The organism is Streptomyces sp. NPDC088554, from assembly GCF_044752945.1.
Lineage (GTDB): Bacteria > Actinomycetota > Actinomycetes > Streptomycetales > Streptomycetaceae > Streptomyces.
This window is the reverse complement of record NZ_JBIVMF010000015.1, coordinates 62,330-86,197: the sequence shown is the minus strand read 5'-3', so window position 1 is coordinate 86,197 and position 23,868 is coordinate 62,330. Positions and strand designations below refer to the sequence as shown.

Genomic DNA, 23,868 nt, shown 5'->3' with positions numbered 1-23,868 from the left:
GTTCGCGCGGAGGGCCCTTGGGGCACTATGGCGGGGTGACAGCCACAACGACCTGGTGTACGCCGTGAGGTCGTCCGGCTCGGACCCGGCAGGCCCGCTCCGGAGGACCGTACGGGTCCTGGGGCGCGCCCTGCGCCTGCCGTTCACCGCCTCGGCGCGCGGGATCCGCCGGGCGACCCACGCGCACGGCGCGGGCGAGTCCGGGCTCGGCAAGCTGATCGAGCTGCACGCCGTGAACGGCGCGGGCGACGTCATGATCACCGTCGCGCTCGCCTCGACCGTCTTCTTCTCCGTACCGACCGACGAGGCCCGGGGCCGGGTCGCGCTCTATCTCGCCGTCACCATGGCGCCCTTCACCCTGCTCGCCCCGGTCATCGGCCCGCTCCTCGACCGCCTTCCGCACGGCCGCCGCGCCGCCATGGCCGGGTCCATGCTGACCCGGGCGGTGCTGGCCATCGCCATGTCGGGGGCGGTGGCCACGGGCGGTCTTGAGCTGTATCCGGCCGCGCTCGGCGTGCTGGTCGCGTCGAAGGCGTACGGCGTGGTCCGCAGCGCGGTCGTGCCACGGCTGCTGCCGCCCCGTTTCTCGCTGGTACGGGCGAACTCCCGGGTCACGCTCGCCGGGCTGCTGGCCACCGGCGTGGCCGCGCCGATCGGGGCCGGGCTGCATCAGATCGGGCCCGGCTGGCCGCTCTACGGGGCCAGCGCGATCTTCCTCGCGGGGACGTTCCTCGCGTTCACGCTGCCGCACAAGGTGGACTCCGCGAAGGGCGAGCGCCGGGCCCGGCTGGTGCCGCCGGTCGCCGCCCTGGAGAAGGGCGTCACGGACGCGGGGAGGCCCGGGGCGAAGGAGCGGCGGCCCGGTCTGCGTACCGTCGGCTCCTCGGTCCTGTGCGGGCTCCAGGCCAACACCGCCCACCGCACCATCTCCGGCTTCCTGATCTTCTTCCTCGCCTTCCTCCTGCGCGAACACCCGCTCTCCGGCCAGAGCGCCGCCGTCTCCCTCGGGGTCGTGGGCATCGCGGCGGGCGCGGGCAACGCGCTGGGGACGGCGGTCGGGGCGTGGCTCAAGGCGCGCGCCCCCGAGCTGATCATCGTCACCATGCTGAGCCTTCTCCTCAGTACGGCGATTATGTCCGCGCTGCTCTTCGGCGGCGTGATGATGGCGATCCTGTGCGCGGTCGCGGGCTTCTCGCAGGCGCTGTCGAAGCTCTCCCTGGACGCGGTGATCCAGCGGGACGTCCCCGAGGAGGTCCGTACGTCGGCCTTCGCCCGCTCCGAGACGCTGCTCCAGATGGCCTGGGTGGTGGGCGGCGCGATCGGGATCGCCCTGCCGCTCAACGGGGTGCTCGGGATGTCCGTCGCCGCCGCCGTCGTCGCGCTGGGCGCGCTGCTGTCCGTACGGGGGCTGCTGCGGGCCGCGTCGCACGGCGGCGGGCGGCCGCGCGTGGCGTGAGCGGGCGGTCCGGGGCCTGACGAGGCGGACCGGGGCGTGAGCGGAGCCGGACCGGGGCCTGACCGGAGCCGGACCAGGGCCTGACGAGCCGGACCGGGGCCTGACCGGAGCCGGACCGGGGCGTGGGCGGGCGGTCCGGGGCGCGGCTCGCCGTACCCGCTCGTGGCCCGGTCGCGGGCGACCGATAGCCTTCGCTCCATGACCGCTGCGTTCTTCTCCGGTAGTACCCGCCGGGCCACCGCCGCCCTCGGTGCGGTGTCCGCCGGACTCCTCGTCCTGGCCGCCTGTGACAAGCCGACGCCGCTCGCGACCGTGACGGTCAACAGCGACTCCGTCAACACGCAGGCCGCCTGCTACAACGACGGCAAGGCCATCAAGGAATCCGAGATGCAGCCCTGCCTGAACAAGAAGGCGGAGCACACCATCACCCTGGCGATGGACGACAAGGTCCGTTTCGGGGTCGACCCGGAGATCGCCGACCACGGCTGGACGCTCTTCATCAACGGCCAGCAGGCCGAGCAGGAGCCGTACAAGAAGACCTACCGGACCATCCCCGGCAACGCCTTCTTCTCCAGCCAGACCGGCCAGGTCGCGAACAGCACCCAGGTCAGCATCGTCGAGACCAAGGGCAAGTCGCTCATCGGCATCTGGCACTTCAAGTTCGAGAAGGCGTCCTGACCGGAGGGGCACCGCTGTGCGTGTGCTGGTGATGACCGCGGTGGCGGCGGAGGCCGAAGCCGTCGTCGCGGGCCTCGACCGCTACGCCGCCTCCGGCACCCGGAAGCTGCCCGGCGGGTACGAGCTGGCGAGCCACGCCCAGGACCCGCCCCGGCCCGGTTCCACGCCGATACCGGTGGTGGACGTCCTGGCGGGCGGCGCGGGCCCGGTCGCCGCGGCGGTCGCCGCGGCGACGGCGCTGTCACCCTCCCCGCACGCGCCTCCGTACCACCTGGTGGTCTGCGCCGGCATCGGCGGCGGTTTCGCGCCGCACGCGTCGATCGGCTCGCTCGTCGTGGCCGACACGATCGTCGCCGCCGACCTGGGCGCCGAGACCCCCGGCGGCTTCCTGCCCGTCGAGGAGCTGGGCTTCGGCCGCAGTGTCCACCGGCCGCCCGCCGCGCTGACGGCCCGGCTGGCGCGGGCCCTGGCCGCCGATCCGCTGCTCCACGCGGTCCTGGCGCCCGTCCTCACCGTCTCCACCGCGACCGGCAGCGCGGCGCGCACCGCCGCGCTGACGGCACGTCATCCGCGCGCCGCCGCCGAGGCGATGGAGGGCTTCGGCGTCGCCGAGGCCGCCGCCGCCCACTCCGTACCGTGTGTCGAGATCCGCGCGGTCTCCAACGCCGTGGGGCCGCGTGACCGCGACTCCTGGCGGATCGGCCGGGCGCTGGATGCGCTGCGGTACGCGTTCACGCTGCTCACCCCCGTATTCGAGGAGCCGTCATGACCTCAGGACCGCTGCGGATCGCCTACTCCCCCTGCCCGAACGACACCTTCGTCTTCGACGCCTGGGCCCACGGCCGGGTGCCCGGCGCGCCCGCGCTCGATGTCACCTTCGCGGACATCGACATCACCAACGGACTGGCGGAGCGCGGCGAACTCGACGTGCTGAAGGTGTCGTACGCGGTGCTGCCCTGGGTCCTCGACGAGTACGCGCTGCTGCCCTGCGGCGGCGCCCTGGGCCGTGGCTGCGGCCCGCTCGTCCTCACCCGGGAGCCGGGCGCCGATCTGACCGGGAAGACCGTCGCCGTACCGAGCGAGCGCTCCACGGCGTATCTGCTCTTCCGGCTGTGGGCCGCCGATGTCGTCCCGGGCGGGGTCGGCGAGGTCGTCGTCCTGCCGTTCCACGAGATCATGCCCGCGGTACGGGCCGGCAAGGTGGACGCCGGACTCGTCATCCACGAGGCGCGCTTCACCTATCAGGATTACGGGCTGCACCGCCTCGCCGACATGGGCGAGCACTGGGAGTCCACCACGGGGCTGCCGATCCCGCTGGGCGCGATCATCGCGAAGCGGTCGCTGGGCGAGGAGACGCTCCGGCTGCTGGCGGAATCGGTCCGCCGGTCGGTCCGGATGGCCTGGGACGATCCGGAGGCGTCGCGCGCCTACGTCCTGGAGCACTCCCAGGAGATGGACCCGGCGGTCGCGGACCAGCACATCGGCCTGTACGTGAACGAGTTCACCGCGGATCTGGGGGACGACGGCTACGCGGCGGTACGCGGGCTGCTGACCCGTGCCGCGGCCGAGGGGCTCGTACCCCCCCTCGGCCACGACGCACTGCGGTTCGTCTGACGCGTCCCTGCTGTTACGGCTCTTCCGACTGTTCTGCCGTGCTGGCTGACGCGTCCCTGCTCTTCCGACTGTTCTGCCGTGCTGGCTGACGCGTCCCTGCTCTTCCGACTGTTCTGCCGTGCTGGCTGACGCGTCTGCTGTTACGGCTGGTACGGGTCGGCTGTTACGCGTCCGCTGTACGCGCTCCCCGGACGTCGGCCGCCGGCCGCCGGCTCAGACGTCCAGCTGGTCGGCCACCGCCCTGAGCAGGCCCGCGATCTTGGCGCCGTGCACCTTGTCCGGATAACGGCCGCGCTCCAGCATCGGGGTGATGTTCTCCAGCAGCGTCGTCAGGTCCTGGACGATCGAGGCCAGTTCGTCGGGCTTACGGCGCTGGGCCGCAGCGACGGACGGCGTCGGGTCGAGGACCGTCACCGAGAGCGCCTGGTCGCCGCGTTGACCCGCGACCACACCGAACTCCACGCGCTGGCCCGGTTTGAGAGCGTCGACTCCGGCAGGGAGCACCGACGAGTGAACGAAGACGTCGCCGCCGTCGTCACGGGAGAGAAAGCCGAAGCCCTTCTCGCTGTTGAACCATTTGACCTTGCCGGTAGGCACGTCTGTCCTCGTCCTTGTACTCGTTGGGGCGCTGGCGCGCGCAAAAACGGCTCTGAACAACACCGCAGCGGGCCCACTGACCCGCCACCATCAAGGCTAATGATCCAGAAGCTGGTGACAAGACGTCGCCGGTCGGTTCCTTTCCGCTGTTGTCCGCAGGGAACTACCCTGGTGGGGTGACCGCTACTCCTGCACCCCCCTCCGCACAGCACACTTCGGACACCGCCGGCCCCGGCGACGGGCTGGTCCGCGTCGGTGTGATCGTCTTCGCCGTGGGCGCTCTGGCGACCCTGATCACCGTGGCACCGCTGCTGCTCGGCTCGCGCCCCTTCCCGACCGTCGCCTATCTCGTCAGCATGCTGATGGGCGTCGGCTTCGTGATCGCGGCGGCGGGGGTGCTGCGGTCGATCGCGGCGCAGCGCCGGCTGGCGAGGAGCGCGGCAGCGCATTCGGCCGCCTCGTAACCCTCGCGCGTGATCCCTTCGTAACCTGATCTCTTCGCAACCTTCGCGTCCCGCTTATACCCTCTCCGGCGCAGACATTCCACGGGCATTCGTGAAAAGTATGTGTACGACCGGCGACCGTCCGCGAACTCTTCGCATTTGCACCCTTGCGGTCCGCGCTCGGCTCTGCGTAATATCGATCGCAGGACCGGCTTTCCACTGGGACTGCGGGACGCCGATGTCCGCGACAAAATGTCGTGTGAAATTTCGTGATGAACCCCGGGGCCATATTCTGGCCCGCCGTCCTGGACCCCCCATCCAGGAAAGCCGATCGCTTTTTACGCGCGAATCCCCCACTCGCACGAATCGAGCGCAAGGCAGGACGGCACGTGAAATTCACCGACCTTGATGCATGGGATATACGGCCGGGAGCGCTGACCGCGTGGCGGGCCGTTCCCCGGGGGCCGGGTCCCGAGTTCTGGATGGCCGACGCGCGCCCCGCCTCGTACGTCCAGGAAGCGTATATGTCCGGTGCGCTGACCCGGGGCCCCGCCGACCCCGACTGCCCGTCCTGGCTCGGCACCGCCTTCGAGCTGCCCGGCGAGCTGGACGCCGGGGCGCTGGAGAGCGCGCTGCTCGCCTGGATCGACCGGCACGAGGCGCTGCGCAGCAGGCTGTTGGCCGCGAACACGGGCGATGGCGGCCGGCGGATGGAGCGGCTCACGCTCCGCCCCGGCGCGGTCGAGATCCGGCGCGGCGCCACGGGCGTCTTCACCCATGGCGACCGGCTCGCCCGTGAGCTGGAGGAGCTGTTCGACGCGGAGACCGATCCGCTCGGCTGGCCGTCCTACGTCTTCGCGACGGTCGCCCACGCCGATTCCACCACGCTCTGTCTGGGATTCGACCATCTGAATGTGGACGGATACTCGATACTGCTCATCGCCCACGAGATACGCGAACTGTATACGGCCGCCGTCACGGGCGTACCGGACGACCTCCCGCCGGTCGGAAGTTATCTGGATTTCGCCGGTATCGAGCGCGAGCAGATGGCTCTGATACATGGCGGGCATGAATCCGTCGCACGTTGGCATGAATTCGTCACGGCGAACGGCGGCGAACTTCCCGAATTCCCTCTCGCGCTCCACGACGAAGGGGTGGGAAAGGACACCGGGGGTCAGTTCGGCGGATATGTCCGGCTGCTCGGCACGGAGCGGGCCCGCGCCTTTCAGTTGGCCTGCCGTGAAAACGGCGGAAACTTTCTCGCCGGGCTGCTCGCCTGTCTGGCCGTCGCGGTCCACGAGAACACCGGGCAGGAGGAGTTCCGCACGCTCACCCCGTTCCACACCCGCGGCGGGGCGCGGTGGACGGGCTCCCTCGGCTGGTACGTCGGGGTGGCGCCGGTCCACTTCACGGCGCGTGCCACGGACGCGTTCGCCGAGGTGCTGCGGAACGCGACCGCCGCACTGACCGGCGCGGGCGAGCTGGCCGCCGTACCGTTTCCCCGGATCGAGGAGCTGCTGGGGGCGCGGCTGGAAGCGCGGTTCGTCGTCTCGTACATGGACATGCGGGTCACACCCGGCTCGCGGGAGTGGGGGGAGTGGAAGGCCACCGCCCTGCGCAGCCGGTGCGCCCATCCCGACGAGGTGTATCTGTGGATCAGCCGCACCCACGACGGTGTGTACGTGAGCTTCCGCCACCCGGGCACCGGGCGCGCGCGGGCCGCCGTCTCCCGGTTCGTCGCGGACGCGGGTCGGCTGATGAACGCGGTCGCCACGGCCCCGAGCGACCTGGACGACGCCCGAGAGAAGGCGCCCGCCGCCTGCCGATGACCCGGGGGGCCGGGGGCCCGATGACCCGGGGGCCCGGGGTCGGCTTCCACCGGCCCGGGTCAGCCGCCCGCCACATGGCGCTTCAGCCAGGCCGGGAACTCCGTCAGGTCGCGCAGGACCACATCGGCCCCCTCCGCGCGCAACTCGACCTCGTCGCACGGCCCGGTCGGTACGCCGACGGAGAGCGCCCCCGCCCTGCGGGCGCCGCGTACATCGCCGGTGTGGTCGCCGACGTACACCGTCGCACCGTGCTCGCGCAGCGCCTCCGCCTTGGCCTCGGCCCACAGCCCGCCGACGACCGTGTCGGGCTCGATGCCGAGGTGGCGGAGGTGGATCCCGGCGTTCGGCCCGTGCTTGGCGGTGACGACGAGCGAACGCCCGCCCAGCTCGCGGACGGCGGCGATGGCCTCGCGGGCGCCGGGCAGCGCGTGGGTCGGGGCGATGGCGAGTGTGGGATAGATCTCCCGGTAGCGGTCGCTCAGTTCGGCGATCCGGTCCTCGGGGAACCAGTACGCCAACTCCTCACCGACCGGCGGGCCGAGCCGCGACACGACGAGGTCGGCGTCGATATGCACTCCGGTCTCGGCGGAAAGCGCCTGGTAGACCGCGTGGATACCGGGTCGGGAGTCGATCAGGGTCATATCGAGGTCGAAGCCGACCGTGGGGACGGACCGAGGGGCGAGGGAAGCCATGGGGACCATCATGCCCAGGGGAGCCGGGCATGACGTACGGACGCGGTCATGGCCGTACGGACGCGGCCATAACCGTACGGACACGATCATGGCCGTATGAATGCGAGCACAACTATGCAGACATAGGCATGGCCGTACAGACGCGGGCATGACGTACGGAGTTCGCTCTACCCTCCCGGGGCGGTTTCCGCTCGGTGGGCGGAGCGGCCGGTGCGGGCCTAGCCTGGGCGGAGCGTTTCGGACGTGTCGTGTTCCGGACGTGTGATGTCCGTGCGAGTGACTGTTCCGTGTGCGAGTGACTGTTCCGTGTGACCCTCGGTGGTCAGGAGGCTCAGGCATGAAGTACTCACAGATGCACTGGTCAAAGGCGGGTAAGACACGCGAGGCGCGTAAGGCGGGTAGGGCGCGCCAGGCATGCGTGGCGCTGGCAGCGGCCGGGATGCTGGCCGTACCGGCGTCGGCCGGGAGCGCGTACGCCGACCCGACGCCTGCCCCCTCGGTCTCCGCTTCCTCCCCCCGCTCCAGCGACTTCGCCGAGCTCACCCCGGCGGTGGCCGCGCGGCTGGACACCGCGATCCGGCAGGTCATGCGCGAGGCATCGGTGCCCGGTGTGATCGTCGGACTGTGGGCGCCGGGCAAGGGGAGCTACGTCCGGGCCTTCGGCGTCGCCGACAAGGCCACCGGCGCGCCCATGCGGTCCGATCTGAACGTGCGGATCGGCAGCCAGACCAAGACGTTCACCGTGACCGCCCTGCTCGAACTGGTCGACCGGGGCAAGGTGAAGCTGGACGATCCGATCGCGAAGTACATCTCCGGGGTCCCCAACGGGAACAGGATCACCCTGCGCGATCTGGCCGACATGCGCAGCGGGCTGTTCAGCTACACGATGGACGCGGGATTCTTCAAGGCGCTGACCTCCGCCCCCGAACGGCCCTTCACGCCGAAGGAGTTGCTGGGCTACTCCTTCAAGCACCCGGTGCAGTTCCAGCCCGGGGCGAAGTTCGACTACTGCAATACCAACCTCATCCTGCTGGGGCTGGTCGTGGAGAAGGCCGGCGGCCTTCCGCTGGGCGAGTTCATCCGGCGGAACGTGCTGGATCCGGCCGGGCTGAGCCACACCGTCTTCCCCACCGGCGCGGAGTTCCCCAGCCCGCACCCCCAGGGCTACACCGACCAGACCGCCTCCGGGAAGGTCGAGAACTCCACCGGCTGGAACCCCTCCTGGGGCTGGGCCGCCGGTGCGATGATCTCCGACCTGCACGACCTGCGCATCTGGTCCCGGGTCCTCGCCACCGGCACCCTGCTCTCCCCCGAAACCCAGGCCCAGCGCCTCAAGACCCTCCCGACCGCCATTCCGGGCAGCGGCTACGGCCTGGGCATCTTCAACGTCCAGGGCTGGATCGGCCACAACGGCTCGCTCCCCGGATACGAGTCCCTGACCGTGTACCTCCCCGAGGCCCAGGCCACGCTGGTCGTCCTCCTGAACACGGACATCACCCTCAAGGGCTACGAACCCAGCACCCTCTTCGGCCAGGCGATCACCCGCGTCGTGACCCCGTCGCACATCTTCAACCTCCCCGAGCCCGCCGACCGGGCCACACCGTCACCGTCCCACTGATCCGCCGCGCCTACCCCCTCCGGCGGGCCCGCCACACCAGGTACAGCGCCGAGGACACCGCTGCCGTGCGCAGGGCCACCGGCCAGATTCCGGCGAGGACACCGGCCATGCCGTCCGGGGGGATCGCCTCGCCCCAGCGGTCGTTCATGCGGCCCCAGAGCCAGATCAGGCCGCCCGCCGCGGAGAGGCCGGGGATGCCGAGGACGGCCCATTTGGCTTCGGCACGGGAGAGGGTGCGGGAGGCGTACGCGAGGAGCCAGCCCGCGCCCAGGGCGAGCCAGGAGCCGAGGAGGGCGCCCGCCACCAGGAGTGCGGCGGCCAGGAGGAGGAAGGGGTGGGCGAAGCCGCCTCGCCCCTTCCCGGCCGGGGCGTCGGGTTGGGCGGCCGTTTCCTCCGCTGCCGCGGCCGCCGCGGCTTTGCGGCGGCGGAGGAAACGGCGGCGGCTCCGGGACGCGGGCTGGTCCTCCTCGGGCTCGCCCTTGGCGGCCGGTTTGTCCGGGTCGTCCTTCTGCGGGGCCCTGAAGATCTCGGGGATCTCGATCCCGCCCACAAAGCCCTGTACCTGCGACACCTCGCCCATGAGGCCGCCCATCAGCCCCCCGGACGGGCCGCCGCCCATCGGTCCCGGTTCCGTACGCCACCAGTCGGAGCGGTCGGCGGACCGGGCCAGCTCGTCCATGCCGATCAGATGGGGCGGGGAGGCGGCGGGGGGCGCGGACGCCTGCCGGGGGATCACCGGTTTCTTCGTACGACCTGACCAGCCGGCCCAGCCCGTACGCTCGGACCGCTCGGACCGCTCGGACCGGCCCGTACGCTCGGACCGGCCCGTACGCTCGGACCGCTCCGTCCCTTCCGTACGCTCCGTCCGCTGCTCCGGTACGGCCGGGGTCGGCGTCGGCGCGGCCGGGACCGCGGGCGACCCGCCGTCCGACGAGGCCGCCGCCACCACCTCGTCCGGCTCGCCCAGCCGCCCCAGGATCCGGCGGACGGCCGCCGGGTTGTCGGTGCCGAACTTGCCGCGCTGCCGGTCGATCTCGTTGCGCAGCGTCGACACCAGCCGCATCCGGTCCCCGGACGGCAGATGCCGCTGCTGGGCCGCGTCGCCGACCCGGCTCAGGTAGTCGTAGACGAGCTGGTCGCTCTCGATCCCCACCGCAGTTCCTCCGACAGTGCCGCCCGTCCCGCCAGTCCTCCGGCGATGCTGTCCGAGTCCACCCCCCTACGTCCAGCCCATCGGGCGCCACGCGGAGCCGAGGCGCACCCAGGACCCCGGGGCGCGAGGCGTAGCGGCCGCCAGGGGCTAACGTGGAACGGATGGGGATCCGCAAAGCCTGAGCTGGAGGCGCACGTGCCTGAAGGAGTTCCAGAGGGAACCGGCATTACGTCACCGGGCCCCTCCGCACCGCGCACCCTCGCGGAGGCGCTGCGCGCCCGGAGCGACCGTTCGCTCGGCGCGCTGCTGCGCGCCCGCCCCGACCTGCTCAATCCCGTACCGAACGACCTCTCGCAGCTCGCGACCCGCGCGGGCACCCGCGCTTCCGTGGTGCGGGCGCTGGAGCGGCTCGACCGGTTCACGCTCCAGACCGCCGAGGCGCTGGCCGTCGCCCCCGAGCCCGCTCCGTACGACGCGCTGCGCGCGCTGCTGACCGGCGACGAGGGCGACGCCGGGATCGAGGCGGCCCTGCCGCTCGCCGTGGAGACCCTCCGGGACCAGGCCCTGATCTGGGGCCCGGACGACCGGCTGCGGCTGGTCCGCACCGCCCGCGAACTCCTCGCGCCGTCCTCCTCCCACCCCTCGCCGACCGGGCTCGGCCCGACCGTCGCCGAGGCCACGGCGGGCATGTCGCCGGGGCGCCTCCAGACGATCCTGACCTCGGCCGGGCTGCCGTCGACCCACGATCCGGTCTCGGCGGTCTCCGCGCTCACCGCGCTCTTCACCGACCGGACACGGATGGCCGCGCTGCTCGACACCGCGCCGATGGAGGCGCTGTCGGTCCTGGACCGGCTGGTGTGGGGGCCTCCGTACGGTGAGGTGACCTCCAGCCCGACCCCGCCCGTGCAGTGGCTGCGCGACCGGGGGCTGCTGCTGCCCGTGTCCACCCGCACGGTCGTCCTGCCGCGCGAGGCCGCGCTGCATCTGCGCGCCGGGCGCGCGCACCGGATGCCGGAACCAGTGGCGCCCACCGTCGCGCCCCGCGCCGGAATGACGGACTCCGGAAGCCCGCACATGGTGGACAGTACGGCCGCCGGGCAGGCGTACACCGCGCTCGCCACCATCGAGGAGCTGGCCAAGGACTGGAACGAGGGCGGCCCGAACGTCCTGCGCGCGGGCGGTCTGTCCGTACGCGATCTGAAGCGCACCGCCGCGGCCCTGGACGTCACCGAGCCCGTCGCCGCGTTCTGGGTCGAACTCGCCTACGCGGCGGGGCTGCTGGCGCCCGACGGCCAGACCGACGAGCGGTACGCGCCGACGCCCGCCTACGACGACTGGCAGGAACTCCCCTCCCCGGAGCGCTGGGCCCGGCTCGCCACGGCCTGGCTGACGGCGACCCGTACAGCGGGGCTGGTCGGCAGCCAGGACAGCAAGGGCCGTACGCTCGCGGCGCTCGGCCCCGACCTGGACCGGGGCCCGGCCCCCGAGGTCCGGCGGCGGATCCTCGATCTGCTCGCCACCCTCCCCGAGGGCACGGCCCCCGACGCCGAATCGCTGCTGGCCCGGCTGCGCTGGGAGCGCCCGCTGCGCGGCGCGTCGGCCGCCGGACGCCCCGACGACCTGCGCTCGCGGCTGGCCGCGTGGACGATGAACGAGGCGGAGATGCTCGGCTTCACCGGCCGCGGCGCACTCGCCTCCCACGCCCGCGCGCTGCTGTCCCCCGACATCGCGGGCGCGGCTGGTGGCGTCGGTACGGGTATGGGTACGGACGCGGGCGTCCCCTCCGGCACGGGCGTCCCCTCCTCCGGCACGGGCCATCCCGGCAGGACCGCCGCCGAGCCGGCCGCCGCCGGTCTCCGCGCCGCCCGTGTCCTCGCGCCGCTCCTGCCCGAACCCCTCGATCATGTCCTCCTCCAGGCCGATCTCACCGCCGTCGCCCCCGGCCCGCTCCTGCGGCCGCTCGCCGAGATGCTCGCCTTCGCGGCGGACATCGAGTCGAAGGGCGGGGCGACGGTCTACCGCTTCACGCCCGGCTCCGTACGCCGCGCGCTCGACGCCGGACAGTCGGCCTCCGACCTGCACGACTTCCTCAGAGCGCACAGCCGTACGCCCGTACCGCAGCCGCTCGCCTATCTCATCGACGACGTGGCCCGTAAACACGGCCATCTACGGGTCGGCTCCGCCACCGCGTACGTACGCTGCGACGACGAGGCCGTGCTCGACGAGATCCTCGCCGACCGGCGCTCCCAGGGGATGCGGCTGCGCCGCCTCGCCCCGACCGTCCTGGCCGCGCACACCGAGGCGGCGGCGCTGCTCGACGGGCTGCGCACGATGGGGTTCGCGCCCGCCGCCGAGTCCAGCGACGGCGACGTCATGATCACCCGCGCCCTCGCCCACCGCACCCCGCCGCGCACCGCCCCGGCCCCCGTCCCCGACGGCCCGCCCGTCCCGGACACGACGCTGCTCGGCGCGGCGGTGCGGGCGATCCGCGCGGGTGACCTGGCCGCCACGGTCGTACGCAAACCCGCCCCGGACGCCACCGTCCCGGCCCCCGCCTCCGCTCCCTCCAACGGCGCCCTGCCCCGCACCACCCCCGGCGAGACCCTCGCCACCGTCCAGGCCGCCGCCATGACCGGCTCCGCCGTCTGGATCGGCTACGTCAACGCGGACGGCGCCGCCAGCCAGCGCGTCATCGCGCCGGTACGGGTCGAGGGCGGCTTCGTCACCGCGTACGACCACACCGCCGACGAGGTCCGTACGTACCCCCTGCACCGCATCACGGGCGTGGCGGAGCTGGCGGACGACCCGGTCTGACCCGGCCCGGTCCGGGCCCCGCCATGATCGGGATCCGTAACGCGGTCCGACCCCACGAAATGCGCCCCGGAGCGGTCTCAGCCGCCCCGGGCCTTTCCGACTCAGCGGTCATAGCCCCCTCGGGCCCAGCCCCCACGGGGATACGCGCGTCCTGTGCCGGCGTATGGCCGCCGTCGGCAGAAGCCCGGTCCATGCCCCTGATCGTCCCCGAATGCGCGACGCTGGTCGTTTGGCATCGTGTGAAAGGGGTGTACGTACATGAACGGACCACTCATCGTCCAAGCGATCAGGTCCGATACGCATACTAAGTGTTGAGCGCCGCCCTCACCCAGACCGTCAGTCCGATGATGACTGCCGCTACGGCAACCGAGCACGTGATGACCGTCAGCCCGGTGACCATCAGCGCGACCATCACGCGCTCTTGCCCGTCGTCCTGGTCGTGCTCGCTCATTCGGTGCGGACCGCCAGCACGACACCGAGTGCGATGAGGCCCCAACAGATCGCCACGCCGACCCCCCAAGCGATCCTGCCGACCCTCTGCCTCGCCGTGCAGCTCACTCGGCGCGCCTCACGTCGTCCGTGGGTACCAGCCACTCAGCGCCCCCGCCCACGGGCCACAGGAACGCCGTAGGACGCTTTCGGCGCCGACCCGGCAACTCGGCGGGATCCTCATAGTCCGGGATCACGTCGCGCAGGATGCCGACGCGGCCCGCAGCGTCCTCCACCCGAGCGCCGATGTCCGCCCGCGCGATCACCCGTGTCCCTCCGGGTGCCGCCGCATGAAGATGTTGCAGTCGGACACGGTGGTCATGTCGCCCCCGGCACGGGCACGGTCCCGTACGTTCGCGAGTTCGGTACAGCCCGGACACCCCTCAACGGGCGTCGGCTCCAACTCCGTACGTAGCGGCAGCTCAACCGGCACTGTGGGGTATCTCGTCGGTTCGGTCATTCCGCGATCGTGGCGCGCCCTCATGGACGTATCCACTCCGGGCGAAGGACAGTTGAGCCGTTCTTCGCTACGGTCACAGAAAGGCCCAAACGTCTACGGGGGACCTCTTGAACTCTGCCCTACGCTCAGCTATGGCGGATGCCGGTGTCAGCACGCGTCAGCTTGCCGTGCATATTGGTGTGACTGGCAAGACGATCGAGCGATGGCTAGCAGACGCCGAGCTGACGCCCCACGCACGGAACCGCGATGACGCCTGTCGGGCGTTGGGAGTGGACGAGGAAATGATCTGGCCACAGGTAGTCAAGGACCGCATCAAGAGCGGCCACGACCGCGAACTAGTCCACAGCTACCCGTACCGTTCCGCCTGTCCGTCAACGGTGTGGAGCGAGCTGATCAGCGACGCCACCACAGACCTGTTCTTCGCCGGATACACGAACTACTTCCTATGGACCCAGGTTCCCGCGTTCCCCGACACGCTGCGCCGGAAAGTCGCTTCCGGGTGTCGCGTCCGCTTCCTGTTGGGCGACCCCGACGGCGAGGTGACCCGTCAGCGGGAGAGCATCGAGGATGTGGCCTTGACCGTCTCTACGCGCATCCGCATCACACTGGAGCACCTTGACCGCCTTGGCCCATTGGACGGCCTTGAGACACGCCTCAGCGCCCCGGAAGACGCGATCAACCATGTGAGCCTCTCCGTGTTCCGGTTCGATGCCGACGCGCTCGTAACTCCCCACCTTGCGCGGCTGGTTGGCCATGATTCGCCGCTCCTCCACCTCCACAAGCGGAGCGATGGGGGCATGTTCGACCGGTTCAGCGAGCATGGCGAGGAACTCTGGAACAGCGCGACACCCACGGGGTCTTAACGTCGGCGCCCGGAATCGAGAGAGACCGCCCACCCTGTCGGTGAACGGTCTCTCGGGTCGATGTCGGGTCACTCCGTGTCGGCAAGTGCCCGGTACAGCGTCGCGCGGGACACGCCCACCGCCTTGGCCACCGCCGTGACGCTCTCCCCCCTTCGCACGGCGCGCCTTGGCAGCGGCGAGCTTGTCGGCGTCCATGACCGTCGGACGTCCCCCGGTGCGTCCCTGAGCGCGGGCAGCGTCGAGACCGGCGCGCGTCCGCTCCTGAATCAACGAACGATCGAACTCGGCCATGGTGCCCACGACGTGGAGCATGAGGCGGCCGTCAGGGGTGTTCGGATCGATGCTCGTCAGCGCGCCCGCGAGCACCTTGAACCCGACGTTCCGTGCGGCAAGAGCGTCCACCATGTTCACCAGGTCGATCAGCGACCGCGCGAACCTGTCCAGCTTCCACACGCACAGGGTGTCCCCGGGGCGGACGTAGTCGAGAACGGCCGTCAGCTCCGGGCGCTCCGTGTTCTCGAGGTAATCCCCCCGTCAACGGGCCGCGAACGACGCCGAGATGGGCTTACATAGCCTCCAGCCCAAAATCCCGCGCGTCGTTTTCCCTCACAACCGCCTCAACATCCTTGCCGTCAGCGTCGGCGCGCCGGATCCGGCCGTCCTCACCGAAGTACAAGGCGAGCCGATCCGTGTTCAGCTTCGGTCCACCCTTCTTCGACGGAGCGACCTCCACATAAGTCCCTGCCTCAAGCAGCAGATCGCGCTTCCCCGCCGTGTCCGCCGCTTTCCAGAGATCGGCGTACTTCTTTCCGGTCGGCACCGCCTCAACACCAGCGGGCGTGGCGTGCCGCTGCCGTTCCTGGAGAGCCGCGAGCCGCTCCTCCAGCTTTCCGTACTGCTGCGCGTACCTCTCCGCCCCGGAATCGCCCTTGAAGAGCCCCCGGTCGTACCGGTCCTTTTCAAGGTCGCCCAGGGCTTCCTCGGCCTGCCGGATCTGCGGACGGAAATCCTCCCCGACGTGTTCCACCATGCGCACCACGGGCAGGCGTCCGAACTTCCTCAGGAACTCGGCGGTGATGTGGTCCTCCATCCCCTCGCCTGCGATGCTCACGCCGTAGCAGTCGATCGCGTTACCGCTCTGCCGCTTCTTCAACCGGCCGATGCAGCGGTACCGCAGACGCCCCTTGGCCACGTACGTGTACATGCGGCAGCCACACAGCTTGCAGTACACGACACCGCGCAGCAGTGAGGTACCTTCCCGTCGCCGGTCACCGGGGTTGGCGCGCCGCTTCAATTCGTCCTGCAACGCCTGCCACATGTCCATGTCGAGGATCGGGGGACGGGTCACCAGCGGCAGACCGTCCGTGCGCAGGATCGGCTTGCCGTCCTCGATGACCTGCCCGAGCAATTGCGGGTTGGTGAGGAGACTCCGCAGCGATCCCGTGTACCACTGCTTCGAGTCGCTGCGCTTCCCCGTCGCCTGTCGCGAGCTGTGGCCCGGCGACGGGATGTCCGACGCGCTCAGATCAGCCGCGATCGTCAGCAGCGATTCCTTCGCGAGGACCCGCTCCACAATGGCGCGCACCACCTTCGCTTCCTCGGGATGAATCTCCAGCACTCGGCCCGCGCCATCAGGGTTGGCGATCACCCGGTACCCGTACGGCACCCGTCCGCCTGTCCAACGCCCCTCACGGCGCAGATGCTCATGAGCGCTGGAAACCCGCATCCCGATGGTGTCGGATTCCAGTTCGGCGAAGACCGCGATCACCTTTGCCATCGCACGCCCCATGGACAAGGTGAGGTCGAGCGGCTCGGTCGCGGACGCCAGCGCGACGCTCTGCGTCTCGGCGATTTTCATGATCTCGGCGAAGTCCACTGTGGACCGTGCGAGCCGGTCGATCTTGAAGAAGACCAGGACGTCGAAGTCAGCGAGCCGGGTGAGGATACGTTGCAGTCCGGGACGGTCCAGCCCGCGTGAGAAGCCGCTGACGTCGATGTCTTCCTCTATCGCCGCCACACTCCACCCACGTGCCTCGCACAGTGCCTCACAGGCCGCACGCTGCCTCTCGGGGGATGTGCTCTCCTCCGTGTCGCGCGATAGGCGAACATAGAGGGCAGCGCGCATACCTGGCGCGCTGGCCGGGACACCCTTCCGGCGTCGAGTACGGGGCATGGCCCGTGCAGTGGCAGGCGTTGTTTCTGTCACAAGACGACCCTATCTGGAGGAATGTGTGTCCTGCCTAATCGTCCAGAGCGACAAGACGTTGCTGCTCGAAGTCGATCACGAGCAGGCCGACGCCTGCCGTCGCGCCATCGCTCCGTTCGCCGAGCTGGAGCGCGCGCCCGAGCACATCCATACCTACCGGCTGACCCCGCTCGGGCTGTGGAACGCCCGTGCCGCCGGGCACGACGCCGAGCAGGTGGTCGACGCGCTGGTGGCGTTCTCGCGGTATCCCGTGCCGCACGCGCTGCTCGTCGATGTCGCCGAGACCATGGCGCGCTACGGCCGGCTCACCCTCTCCAAGCACCCCACCCACGGGCTGGTCCTGACCTCGACCGACCGGCCCGTGCTGGAGGAGATCCTCCGTTCCAAGAAGGTCCAGCCGCTGGTGGGCAACCGGATCGACCCGGACACCGTCGCCGTACATCCCTCCGAGCGCGGCCAGATCAAGCAGACGCTGCTCAAGCTGGGCTGGCCCGCCGAGGACCTCGCCGGTTACGTCGACGGCGAGGCGCACGCCATCGAGCTGGCCGAGGACGGCTGGGCGCTGCGGCCGTATCAGAAGCAGGCCGTCGAAGGGTTCTGGCACGGCGGCTCGGGTGTGGTCGTGCTGCCCTGTGGCGCGGGGAAGACGCTGGTGGGGGCGGGTGCGATGGCGCAGGCCAAGGCGACCACGCTGATCCTGGTGACCAACACCGTCTCGGCCCGCCAGTGGAAGCACGAGCTGGTGAAGCGCACCTCGCTGACCGAGGAGGAGATCGGGGAGTACAGCGGTACGCGCAAGGAGATCCGGCCGGTCACCATCGCCACGTACCAGGTCCTGACGGTCCGCCGCAAGGGTGTCTACCCGCATCTGGAGCTGTTCGACTCCCGTGACTGGGGTCTGATCGTGTACGACGAGGTGCATCTGCTGCCCGCGCCCGTCTTCAAGTTCACCGCCGATCTCCAGGCCCGCCGCCGGCTCGGGCTGACGGCCACGCTCGTACGGGAGGACGGCCGCGAGTCGGACGTCTTCTCGCTCATCGGCCCGAAGCGGTTCGACGCGCCGTGGAAGGAGATCGAGGCGCAGGGCTATATCGCGCCCGCCGACTGTGTCGAGGTGCGGGTCAATCTCACCGACAGTGAGCGCCTGGCGTACGCGACCGCCGAGGCGGAGGAGAAGTACCGCTTCTGCGCGACGACCGCGACCAAGCGGAAGGTGACGGAGGCGCTGGTACGCAAGCACCGGGGCGAGCAGACGCTCGTCATCGGCCAGTACATCGACCAGCTCGACGAGCTGGGTGAGCATCTGAACGCCCCCGTCATCAAGGGCGAGACCAGCAACGCACAGCGCGAGAAGCTGTTCGACGCGTTCCGGCAGGGCGAGCTGTCCGTACTCGTCGTGTCGAAGGTCGCGAACTTCTCGATCGACCTGCCCGAGGCGACGGTCGCCATCCAGGTCTCGGGGACGTTCGGCTCCCGCCAGGAGGAGGCCCAGCGCCTCGGCCGCGTCCTGCGCCCGAAGGCGGACGGCCACGAGGCGCGCTTCTACTCGGTCGTCGCCCGCGACACCATCGACCAGGACTTCGCGGCGCACCGCCAGCGGTTCCTGGCGGAGCAGGGGTACGCCTACCGGATCGTCGACGCCGACGAACTGCTGGCGGGGGACGCGGAGGGCTGAGCCGGTCCCGGACTCCGTGGCGAGCGTCGCGGGCGTTCCGGGTGCTGCGGGAGTTCCGAGGGCTGCGACGGTATGGTCACCACCGGCCGCGCCGGGGCCGTCCGGTTGCCGCGCCACGCCGCGAACACCAGCAGCCCCAGCGCCGACAGGGTGTACGGCGACGCCAGCGGCTGCTGCCACCACGGCAGGGCGAGGTCCAGGTCGCCCTCGTGCGGTACGACCCAGAAGCTGCGCGCCGTCCACACCACCCCGACCGCCATCGCCGTACGGAAACGGCCCTCCGCGATCAGTACGGCGAGCAGCGGTACGCACCACACCCAGTGGTGCGACCAGCCGAGCGGCGAGACGAGCAGCGCGGTCAGCGCGGCGGCCAGCACGCCCCAGGGCTCCGATCCCGCCCGTACGGCGACCCGGCGCGCGGTCCACAGCCCGCCGACCGCCGTGAGCCCGGCGGCCACCACCCAGAGCGCGCCGGGGTCGGGGGTGTGCAGGAGGCGCGCGAACATCCCGTACAGGGACTGGTTCTCCACGGTCCACGCCCCGGCCGTACCGAATCCGCCGAAGGCGCCGGGCACCCGGTCCGTCCAGAACTCGCCGCTGGCCTGCGGGAGTACGAGCGTTCCGAGCAGCACGGTGGCGGTGAGCGAGGCGAGCGCGGTCACCCCGGACCGTAACCGGCCGGTCAGCAGCAGATACCCGATGAGGACGGCCGGAGTCAGGGTGATCCCGGCCGCTACCCCTAGGGCGAAACCCTTGCCGAGCGCGTGTTCGGGTCTCGACAGGTCCCAGAGGACGAGACAGACGACGGCGAGGCTGATCTGCCCGAACAGGACGGTCTGGAAGACGGGTTCGAGCCAGAGCCCGACCGCTACGGCGGTGAGCACGGCGAGCAGCGGTACGGGCGGAGCCGGTACGGGAGCGGGCCAGCCGGGAGCGGGCAGCGCGGGAGCGGGCCAGCCGGGAGCAGGCCAGCCGGGAGCGGGCAGCGCAGGAGCGGGCAGCGCAGGAGCGGGCAGCGCAGGAGCGGGCAGCGCAGGAGCGGGCAGCGCAGGAGCGGGCAGCGCGGGAGCGGGCAGCGCGGGAGCGGGCAGCGCGGGAGCGGGCAGCGCGGGAGCGGGCAGCGCGGCGAACCGCCAGGACAGGCGCACGAGCAGGACCAGCAGCACGGCGTTCCCGACGATCAGGACGGCCTTGAGGGCACCCACGGGCAGCCAGGTGCTGGGAACGAAGAGGATGGCGGCGAACGGCGGGTAGGTGGGCGGCAGTTGCCACTCGGTGACCGTGAAGCCGTAGAGATCGGTGCCGCCGACGACGGCCGCGCCTTCCGCCCGGAGGACGAGAGCGCCGGCCATGGGGATGTGCTCGGCGACGAAGAGGACGGCGAGGAGGGTGATGAGCGCGGTCAGCGACAGAGCGAACGCACCCACCGCCAGGAGTGATCGTGCGGTCACGGTCCGATGGGTCACGGCCGCGACCCTAGTGGATCGGCGCCGGCCGGCGGCGTTTGCCGGTGAGATCGAGCCGATCGGCGGTACTTGCCGGGGTTACGGAGCTACGGAGCTACGGAGCTATCCGGATCAACGGCGCTTGATGCCCGCCTCCTCCGAGTACTCGCCCAGGACGGCCACGCTGAACGCGGTGCTCAGGAAGACCTTGACGGCGCGCAGAGCGTTGCCGACAGGGTGGCCGGGGTACGAGTCGGAGCCCGTGACGGACGGGCCGGGCGCTGAGGTGAAGGCTGCGGTGCTCATGTATTCAGGATGGATTCGGGGGCTGTGGGATTCATCGCCCCAAGGTGGGAAGCCGCTATGAGGCCATGTAGTCCTTCAGGCCAATGGGATCCCCTACGGGATGTATTGATGTGATCTTTAGGCGCTTGCCTCAGCTACCTCAGCTACCACCACGGAGACCACCACCACTACACCGTCGCCACGACCGCGCCGCCGCCACCACTGCGCTGTCGCCATCGCCATCGCCGTCGCCGTCGCCGTCGCCGTCGCCGTAAAAGCATTCGCCTCCCCCGCGCCCCTCTGGCTACAATCCCCCACCTTGCCCGCCTCCCTCTGTGGAGCGCCGCCGCCCGGACGGAAACCGGGTGGCCGACCACCATGACGTGATCCAGCGCCGACCCGGACCACCGCCCGCCGTCATCCCGGACGGGGGCGGCCCGTCGGCGTGCGTACAGCCCCGGAGGCAACACCGTGTCCGCGCCCCAGACCCCCGACCCCACCGGCCCCCTCTCCCGGGAACGCGCCCATCTCACCGCCTCCCGTTCCGCGCTGCGCGCCATGCGCGAGGACGTCCAGTCGCTGGACATCCGCGATGTCACCGCCAACTGGGTGAACGCCGCCGTTCTGGAGGCGCAGATCGAGGGGCGTATCAAGGCCCTCGCCGACCTCGCCCACACCCCGCTCTTCTTCGGCCGTCTCGACTATCTGCACGCGGTCGGCGCGGAGACGGCGGGGGACGCCGAGGGGGGCACGGGCGAGCGCCCGCCGCCGGAGGGGGCTTATACGACGCTGTATATCGGCCGGCGCCATGTGCACGACGGGGACGGCGACCCGATGGTGATCGACTGGCGCGCGCCCGTCTCCCAGCCGTTCTACCGCGCGTCCAGGAAAGACCCGATGGACGTCGGTCTGCGCCGCCGCTTCGGTTACACCTACGGCGACCTCACCGCGTACGAGGACGAGCACCTCTCCGATCCGGCCGAGGCCGCCACCTCCAGCAAGCTGCTCCAGGCCGAGATCGAACGGCCGCGCGTCGGCCCCATGCGGGACATCGTCGCGACGATCCAGCCCGAGCAGGACGAGATCGTACGGAGCGACCTGGGCGGCACGGTCTGTGTGCAGGGCGGCCCCGGCACCGGGAAGACCGCCGTGGGCCTGCACCGGGTCGCGTATCTGCTGTACGCGCACCGCGAGCGGCTGGCCCGTACCGGAACGCTCGTCATCGGACCGAACGCGTCCTTCCTCCACTACATCGAGCAAGTGCTGCCATCGCTAGGCGAGTTGGAGGTCAAACAGTCGACCGTCGACGCGCTCGTCGCGACGGCGGTGGAGGTGCGCGGTACGGATCCCGCGCCCGCCGCCGTCATCAAGGGCGACGCGCGCATGGCGGAAATCCTGCGCAGGGCGGTGCGTTCGCATGTGACGATGCCGGCCGAGTCGCTGGTGGTGGTGCGCGGTTCGCGGCGCTGGCGGGTGCCCGCGTACGAACTCGAAGAGATGGTGCGGCAGTTGCTCGACCGCGACATGCGGTACGGCGCCGCGCGCGACGCCCTGCCGCAGCGCATCGCACACTCCGTGCTGGTGCGGATGGAGGCGGCGGGTGAGGCCCCGGACGACCGGGTGCAGGACGCGGTGGCCCGTAACCCCGCGGTCAAGGCGGTCGTCAAGTCGGTCTGGCCGCCGGTCGATCCGGCGAAACTGGTGCTGCGGCTGCTCTCCGACGCGGAGTTCCTGGCCGCGCACGCGGAGGGGCTGCTGACCCCCGACGAGCAGAAGACGATCCTGTGGGAGAAGCCCGCGCGCAGTGTGCGGTCCGTGAAGTGGTCCCCGGCGGACGCGGTGTTGATCGACGAGGCGGGCGATCTGATCGCCCGTACACACTCGTTGGGCCATGTCGTCCTCGACGAGGCACAGGACCTCTCCCCCATGCAGTACCGCGCGGTCGGCCGCCGCTGCTCGACCGGTTCCGCGACGATCCTCGGCGACCTGGCCCAGGGCACCACGCCCTGGGCAACGGGCAGTTGGGCGGAGGCGCTGCGGCACCTGGGCAAGCCGGACGCGGTGGTGGAGGAGCTGACGGCCGGTTTCCGGGTGCCGCGCGAGGTCATCGCGTACGCCTCCCGGCTGCTCCCCGCGATCTCGCCGGGGCTGGCGGAGGTCGCGTCGGTACGTGAGTCCCCGGGCTCCCTGTCGGTACGAGCGGTCCCGCGTCCGGCGCCGGACGCGCCGGACGCGCCGGACGCGGCCGATGCGCCGGACACGGCCGATGCGACGAACGCGACGGACCTCGACGCGGCCGTTGTCGCCGCCTGCGTGGAGTCGCTGGCGCACGAGGGCTCCACCGGACTGATCGCGGCGGACGCCCGGATCCCGGTGCTGGCCGAGGCCCTGGCGGCGGCGGGGATGTCGTACCTCTCCCCCGGCGAGGAGACCACGGCGGACGCACGGCTGACGCTGGTCCCGGCGTCCCTCGCGAAGGGCCTGGAGTACGACTATGTGGTCCTGGACGAGCCCGCCGCCGTCGTCGACGGCGAACCCGACGAGCGCACCGGGCTGCGGCGGCTGTACGTGGCGCTCACGCGTGCGGTCTCCGGCCTGATCGTGCTCCACGCGGCGGACCTGCCGGAGGCGCTGCGGGAGGGCTGAGGCCCCCGCCCCGCCGGGAGGGGGCGCGTCAGTCCAGCGCGGCGCGCCATTCCCGTACCGCCGCTGCCGACACCGGCGTCCGCCAGCCACCCGGCCGGGCCGCGCCGCCGATGTGGAAGGCGGTGACCCCGGCCGCCCGCAGCACCGGCACGTGCTCCGGGCGGAGGCCGCCGCCCGCCATGAGCCGGGGGCCGTATCCCGGTTCGCCGCGCGCCCCGGCGGCGGCTTCGGCCAGGAGGGTGGGCAGACCGGCGCCGACGCCCGCCGGGGAGCCCGCCGTGAGGTAGGTGTCGAGGCCCGGCAGATCGGCCAGCTGTTTGCGGAGGGACTCTCGGTCGGCGGCGTGGTCGATCGCCCGGTGGAAGGTCCAGCGGCAGCCGTCCAGCTCCGCGACGAGCCGCTCCGCCGTCACCAGATCGGGTGTTCCGTCCGGGTCGAGGAAGCCGAGGACGAACTCGTCGGCCCCTTCCGCCCGCAGCCCGCGCACCGCGCCCACCAAGCCGTCCACCCCTAGGGGATCCCCCGGTCCGCCCGCCGCGAAGCCGTCCGTCAGCCGGAGCATCACCCGCAGCGGCAGGGCGACCGCGGCCCGGATCTCCGTGAAGGTCGTGCGGGACGGGGTGAGCCCGTCCGCCGCCATGTCGGTGACCAGCTCAAGCCGGTCGGCACCACCGTTCCGGGCGGCGACCGCGTCGTCCGCGTCCAGAGCGATCACCTCCAGCAGCGCCGGGGTCCTCATCCGCGGCCTCCTCAAGACCTGATGCTCCAGCCCCTACCCGGCCCCCGCATTCACCCTAGGGGCCGGTCCCCCGCCGCTCCACTCCACCACCCACCCTCCGCTCCTTGAACCGTATACCCATGGGGGGTATACCTGGGGAGAGAGATACCCCTAGGGGGTACGATGG

At 71.3% G+C, this 23,868-nt stretch carries 21 protein-coding genes and 1 pseudogene; 11 read left to right on the top strand and 11 right to left on the bottom strand.

Annotated elements, in window-relative coordinates; genetic code table 11:
- Window positions 1-52 precede the first annotated feature (52 nt).
- The 4 genes from ACIP8W_RS19115 to ACIP8W_RS19100 all read left to right on the top strand — a co-directional run bounded on the left by ACIP8W_RS19115 (window position 53) and on the right by ACIP8W_RS19100 (window position 3,748).
- Window positions 53-1,456: an MFS transporter gene (locus ACIP8W_RS19115; protein WP_402149647.1), complete on the top strand. Its 1,404-nt coding sequence runs from the start codon at window positions 53-55 to the stop codon at window positions 1,454-1,456.
- Between the two features lie 198 nt (window positions 1,457-1,654).
- Window positions 1,655-2,134 (top strand): DUF2771 domain-containing protein, encoded by a 480-nt coding sequence (locus ACIP8W_RS19110; protein ID WP_401950713.1) that lies wholly within the window; start codon window positions 1,655-1,657, stop codon window positions 2,132-2,134.
- 16 nt (window positions 2,135-2,150) lie between these two features.
- Entirely contained in the window at window positions 2,151-2,903 is a 753-nt protein-coding gene (locus ACIP8W_RS19105) for a futalosine hydrolase (protein ID WP_402203774.1), read from the top strand.
- Window positions 2,900-3,748 carry a 1,4-dihydroxy-6-naphthoate synthase gene (locus ACIP8W_RS19100; protein WP_401950707.1) on the top strand — a complete coding sequence of 283 codons (849 nt, stop codon included), beginning with the start codon at window positions 2,900-2,902 and terminating at the stop codon, window positions 3,746-3,748. The genes ACIP8W_RS19105 and ACIP8W_RS19100 overlap by 4 nt, the downstream gene beginning before the upstream one ends.
- 213 nt (window positions 3,749-3,961) lie before the next feature.
- Here ACIP8W_RS19100 and ACIP8W_RS19095 read toward each other — a convergent pair whose 3' ends face one another.
- Window positions 3,962-4,345 (bottom strand): cold-shock protein, encoded by a 384-nt coding sequence (locus ACIP8W_RS19095; protein ID WP_046507938.1) that lies wholly within the window; start codon window positions 4,343-4,345, stop codon window positions 3,962-3,964.
- Between the two features lie 176 nt (window positions 4,346-4,521).
- Between ACIP8W_RS19095 and ACIP8W_RS19090 the strand changes: the two genes are divergently transcribed.
- Together ACIP8W_RS19090 and ACIP8W_RS19085 are read left to right on the top strand one after the other, a co-directional pair.
- The gene (locus tag ACIP8W_RS19090; RefSeq protein ID WP_402149637.1) at window positions 4,522-4,809 is read left to right on the top strand and encodes a hypothetical protein; all 288 of its coding nucleotides are present in this window, start codon (window positions 4,522-4,524) and stop codon (window positions 4,807-4,809) included.
- A gap of 503 nt (window positions 4,810-5,312) precedes the next feature.
- Entirely contained in the window at window positions 5,313-6,617 is a 1,305-nt protein-coding gene (locus tag ACIP8W_RS19085) for a condensation domain-containing protein (protein WP_402203772.1), read from the top strand.
- Between the two features lie 59 nt (window positions 6,618-6,676).
- Here the strand turns inward: ACIP8W_RS19085 and ACIP8W_RS19080 are convergent, their stop codons facing one another.
- Window positions 6,677-7,309, bottom strand: a complete 633-nt coding sequence (locus tag ACIP8W_RS19080) for an HAD family hydrolase (protein ID WP_401950699.1) — start codon at window positions 7,307-7,309, stop codon at window positions 6,677-6,679.
- A gap of 439 nt (window positions 7,310-7,748) precedes the next feature.
- Here ACIP8W_RS19080 and ACIP8W_RS19075 point away from each other — a divergent pair, with 439 nt between their 5' ends.
- The gene (locus ACIP8W_RS19075) at window positions 7,749-8,927 is read left to right on the top strand and encodes a serine hydrolase domain-containing protein (protein WP_401951286.1); all 1,179 of its coding nucleotides are present in this window, start codon (window positions 7,749-7,751) and stop codon (window positions 8,925-8,927) included.
- 10 nt (window positions 8,928-8,937) lie between these two features.
- Here ACIP8W_RS19075 and ACIP8W_RS19070 read toward each other — a convergent pair whose 3' ends face one another.
- On the bottom strand, window positions 8,938-10,080 hold the full coding sequence (locus tag ACIP8W_RS19070; RefSeq protein WP_402203770.1) for a hypothetical protein: 1,143 nt from the start codon (window positions 10,078-10,080) through the stop codon (window positions 8,938-8,940).
- A 45-nt stretch (window positions 10,081-10,125) separates the two neighbouring features.
- Here ACIP8W_RS19070 and ACIP8W_RS19065 point away from each other — a divergent pair, with 45 nt between their 5' ends.
- On the top strand, window positions 10,126-12,894 hold the full coding sequence (locus ACIP8W_RS19065) for a helicase C-terminal domain-containing protein (protein WP_402203769.1): 2,769 nt from the start codon (window positions 10,126-10,128) through the stop codon (window positions 12,892-12,894).
- 304 nt (window positions 12,895-13,198) lie between these two features.
- Here the strand turns inward: ACIP8W_RS19065 and ACIP8W_RS19060 are convergent, their stop codons facing one another.
- Together ACIP8W_RS19060 and ACIP8W_RS19055 are read right to left on the bottom strand one after the other, a co-directional pair.
- Complete coding sequence (locus tag ACIP8W_RS19060) at window positions 13,199-13,345, bottom strand: hypothetical protein (protein WP_402203767.1); 147 nt, start codon at window positions 13,343-13,345, stop codon at window positions 13,199-13,201.
- A gap of 300 nt (window positions 13,346-13,645) precedes the next feature.
- Window positions 13,646-13,843: a hypothetical protein gene (locus ACIP8W_RS19055; protein WP_402203765.1), complete on the bottom strand. Its 198-nt coding sequence runs from the start codon at window positions 13,841-13,843 to the stop codon at window positions 13,646-13,648.
- Window positions 13,844-14,124: 281 nt separating this feature from the next.
- Between ACIP8W_RS19055 and ACIP8W_RS19050 the strand changes: the two genes are divergently transcribed.
- Window positions 14,125-14,706: an XRE family transcriptional regulator gene (locus ACIP8W_RS19050; RefSeq protein ID WP_402203835.1), complete on the top strand. Its 582-nt coding sequence runs from the start codon at window positions 14,125-14,127 to the stop codon at window positions 14,704-14,706.
- Between the two features lie 68 nt (window positions 14,707-14,774).
- On the opposite strand, the gene ACIP8W_RS19045 is transcribed toward ACIP8W_RS19050, so the two are convergent.
- From ACIP8W_RS19045 to ACIP8W_RS19035, 3 genes and pseudogenes are all read right to left on the bottom strand, one after another.
- Window positions 14,775-14,825, bottom strand: coding sequence for a hypothetical protein (locus ACIP8W_RS19045; protein WP_402152232.1), 51 nt, complete (start codon window positions 14,823-14,825; stop codon window positions 14,775-14,777).
- 157 nt (window positions 14,826-14,982) lie between these two features.
- A pseudogene (locus tag ACIP8W_RS19040) lies at window positions 14,983-15,165 on the bottom strand (recombinase family protein); the annotation flags it as partial.
- Window positions 15,166-15,271: 106 nt separating this feature from the next.
- Entirely contained in the window at window positions 15,272-16,831 is a 1,560-nt protein-coding gene (locus ACIP8W_RS19035) for a recombinase family protein (protein WP_402203763.1), read from the bottom strand.
- Window positions 16,832-16,937: 106 nt separating this feature from the next.
- On the opposite strand from ACIP8W_RS19035, the gene ACIP8W_RS19030 reads away from it, so the two are divergent.
- Entirely contained in the window at window positions 16,938-18,587 is a 1,650-nt protein-coding gene (locus ACIP8W_RS19030) for a DNA repair helicase XPB (RefSeq protein ID WP_401950686.1), read from the top strand.
- Here ACIP8W_RS19030 and ACIP8W_RS19025 read toward each other — a convergent pair.
- Window positions 18,536-19,939, bottom strand: a complete 1,404-nt coding sequence (locus tag ACIP8W_RS19025; RefSeq protein WP_402203833.1) for a glycosyltransferase 87 family protein — start codon at window positions 19,937-19,939, stop codon at window positions 18,536-18,538. The genes ACIP8W_RS19030 and ACIP8W_RS19025 overlap by 52 nt on opposite strands.
- A 225-nt stretch (window positions 19,940-20,164) precedes the next feature.
- A complete protein-coding gene (locus ACIP8W_RS19020; protein WP_402203761.1) occupies window positions 20,165-20,338 on the bottom strand; it encodes a hypothetical protein in 174 nt (57 codons plus the stop codon).
- A 537-nt stretch (window positions 20,339-20,875) separates the two neighbouring features.
- Between ACIP8W_RS19020 and ACIP8W_RS19015 the strand changes: the two genes are divergently transcribed.
- Complete coding sequence (locus tag ACIP8W_RS19015; protein ID WP_402203832.1) at window positions 20,876-22,963, top strand: HelD family protein; 2,088 nt, start codon at window positions 20,876-20,878, stop codon at window positions 22,961-22,963.
- Between the two features lie 28 nt (window positions 22,964-22,991).
- Here the strand turns inward: ACIP8W_RS19015 and ACIP8W_RS19010 are convergent, their stop codons facing one another.
- Complete coding sequence (locus ACIP8W_RS19010) at window positions 22,992-23,702, bottom strand: copper homeostasis protein CutC (RefSeq protein WP_401950675.1); 711 nt, start codon at window positions 23,700-23,702, stop codon at window positions 22,992-22,994.
- Window positions 23,703-23,868 lie beyond the last annotated feature (166 nt).

Coding starts and splice junctions, on each gene's coding strand:
- ACIP8W_RS19110 (WP_401950713.1), top strand. CDS start 1,655: ATGACCGCTGCGTTCTTCTCCGGTAGTACCCGCCGGGCCACCGCCGCC.
- ACIP8W_RS19100 (WP_401950707.1), top strand. CDS start 2,900: ATGACCTCAGGACCGCTGCGGATCGCCTACTCCCCCTGCCCGAACGAC.
- ACIP8W_RS19085 (WP_402203772.1), top strand. CDS start 5,313: ATGTCCGGTGCGCTGACCCGGGGCCCCGCCGACCCCGACTGCCCGTCC.
- ACIP8W_RS19080 (WP_401950699.1), bottom strand. CDS start 7,309: ATGGCTTCCCTCGCCCCTCGGTCCGTCCCCACGGTCGGCTTCGACCTC.
- ACIP8W_RS19075 (WP_401951286.1), top strand. CDS start 7,749: ATGCTGGCCGTACCGGCGTCGGCCGGGAGCGCGTACGCCGACCCGACG.
- ACIP8W_RS19065 (WP_402203769.1), top strand. CDS start 10,126: ATGCTGTCCGAGTCCACCCCCCTACGTCCAGCCCATCGGGCGCCACGC.
- ACIP8W_RS19060 (WP_402203767.1), bottom strand. CDS start 13,345: ATGAGCGAGCACGACCAGGACGACGGGCAAGAGCGCGTGATGGTCGCG.
- ACIP8W_RS19055 (WP_402203765.1), bottom strand. CDS start 13,843: ATGACCGAACCGACGAGATACCCCACAGTGCCGGTTGAGCTGCCGCTA.
- ACIP8W_RS19050 (WP_402203835.1), top strand. CDS start 14,125: ATGATCTGGCCACAGGTAGTCAAGGACCGCATCAAGAGCGGCCACGAC.
- ACIP8W_RS19035 (WP_402203763.1), bottom strand. CDS start 16,831: ATGCGCGCTGCCCTCTATGTTCGCCTATCGCGCGACACGGAGGAGAGC.
- ACIP8W_RS19025 (WP_402203833.1), bottom strand. CDS start 19,939: ATGGCCGGCGCTCTCGTCCTCCGGGCGGAAGGCGCGGCCGTCGTCGGC.
- ACIP8W_RS19020 (WP_402203761.1), bottom strand. CDS start 20,338: ATGAGCACCGCAGCCTTCACCTCAGCGCCCGGCCCGTCCGTCACGGGC.
- ACIP8W_RS19015 (WP_402203832.1), top strand. CDS start 20,876: ATGCGCGAGGACGTCCAGTCGCTGGACATCCGCGATGTCACCGCCAAC.
- ACIP8W_RS19010 (WP_401950675.1), bottom strand. CDS start 23,702: ATGAGGACCCCGGCGCTGCTGGAGGTGATCGCTCTGGACGCGGACGAC.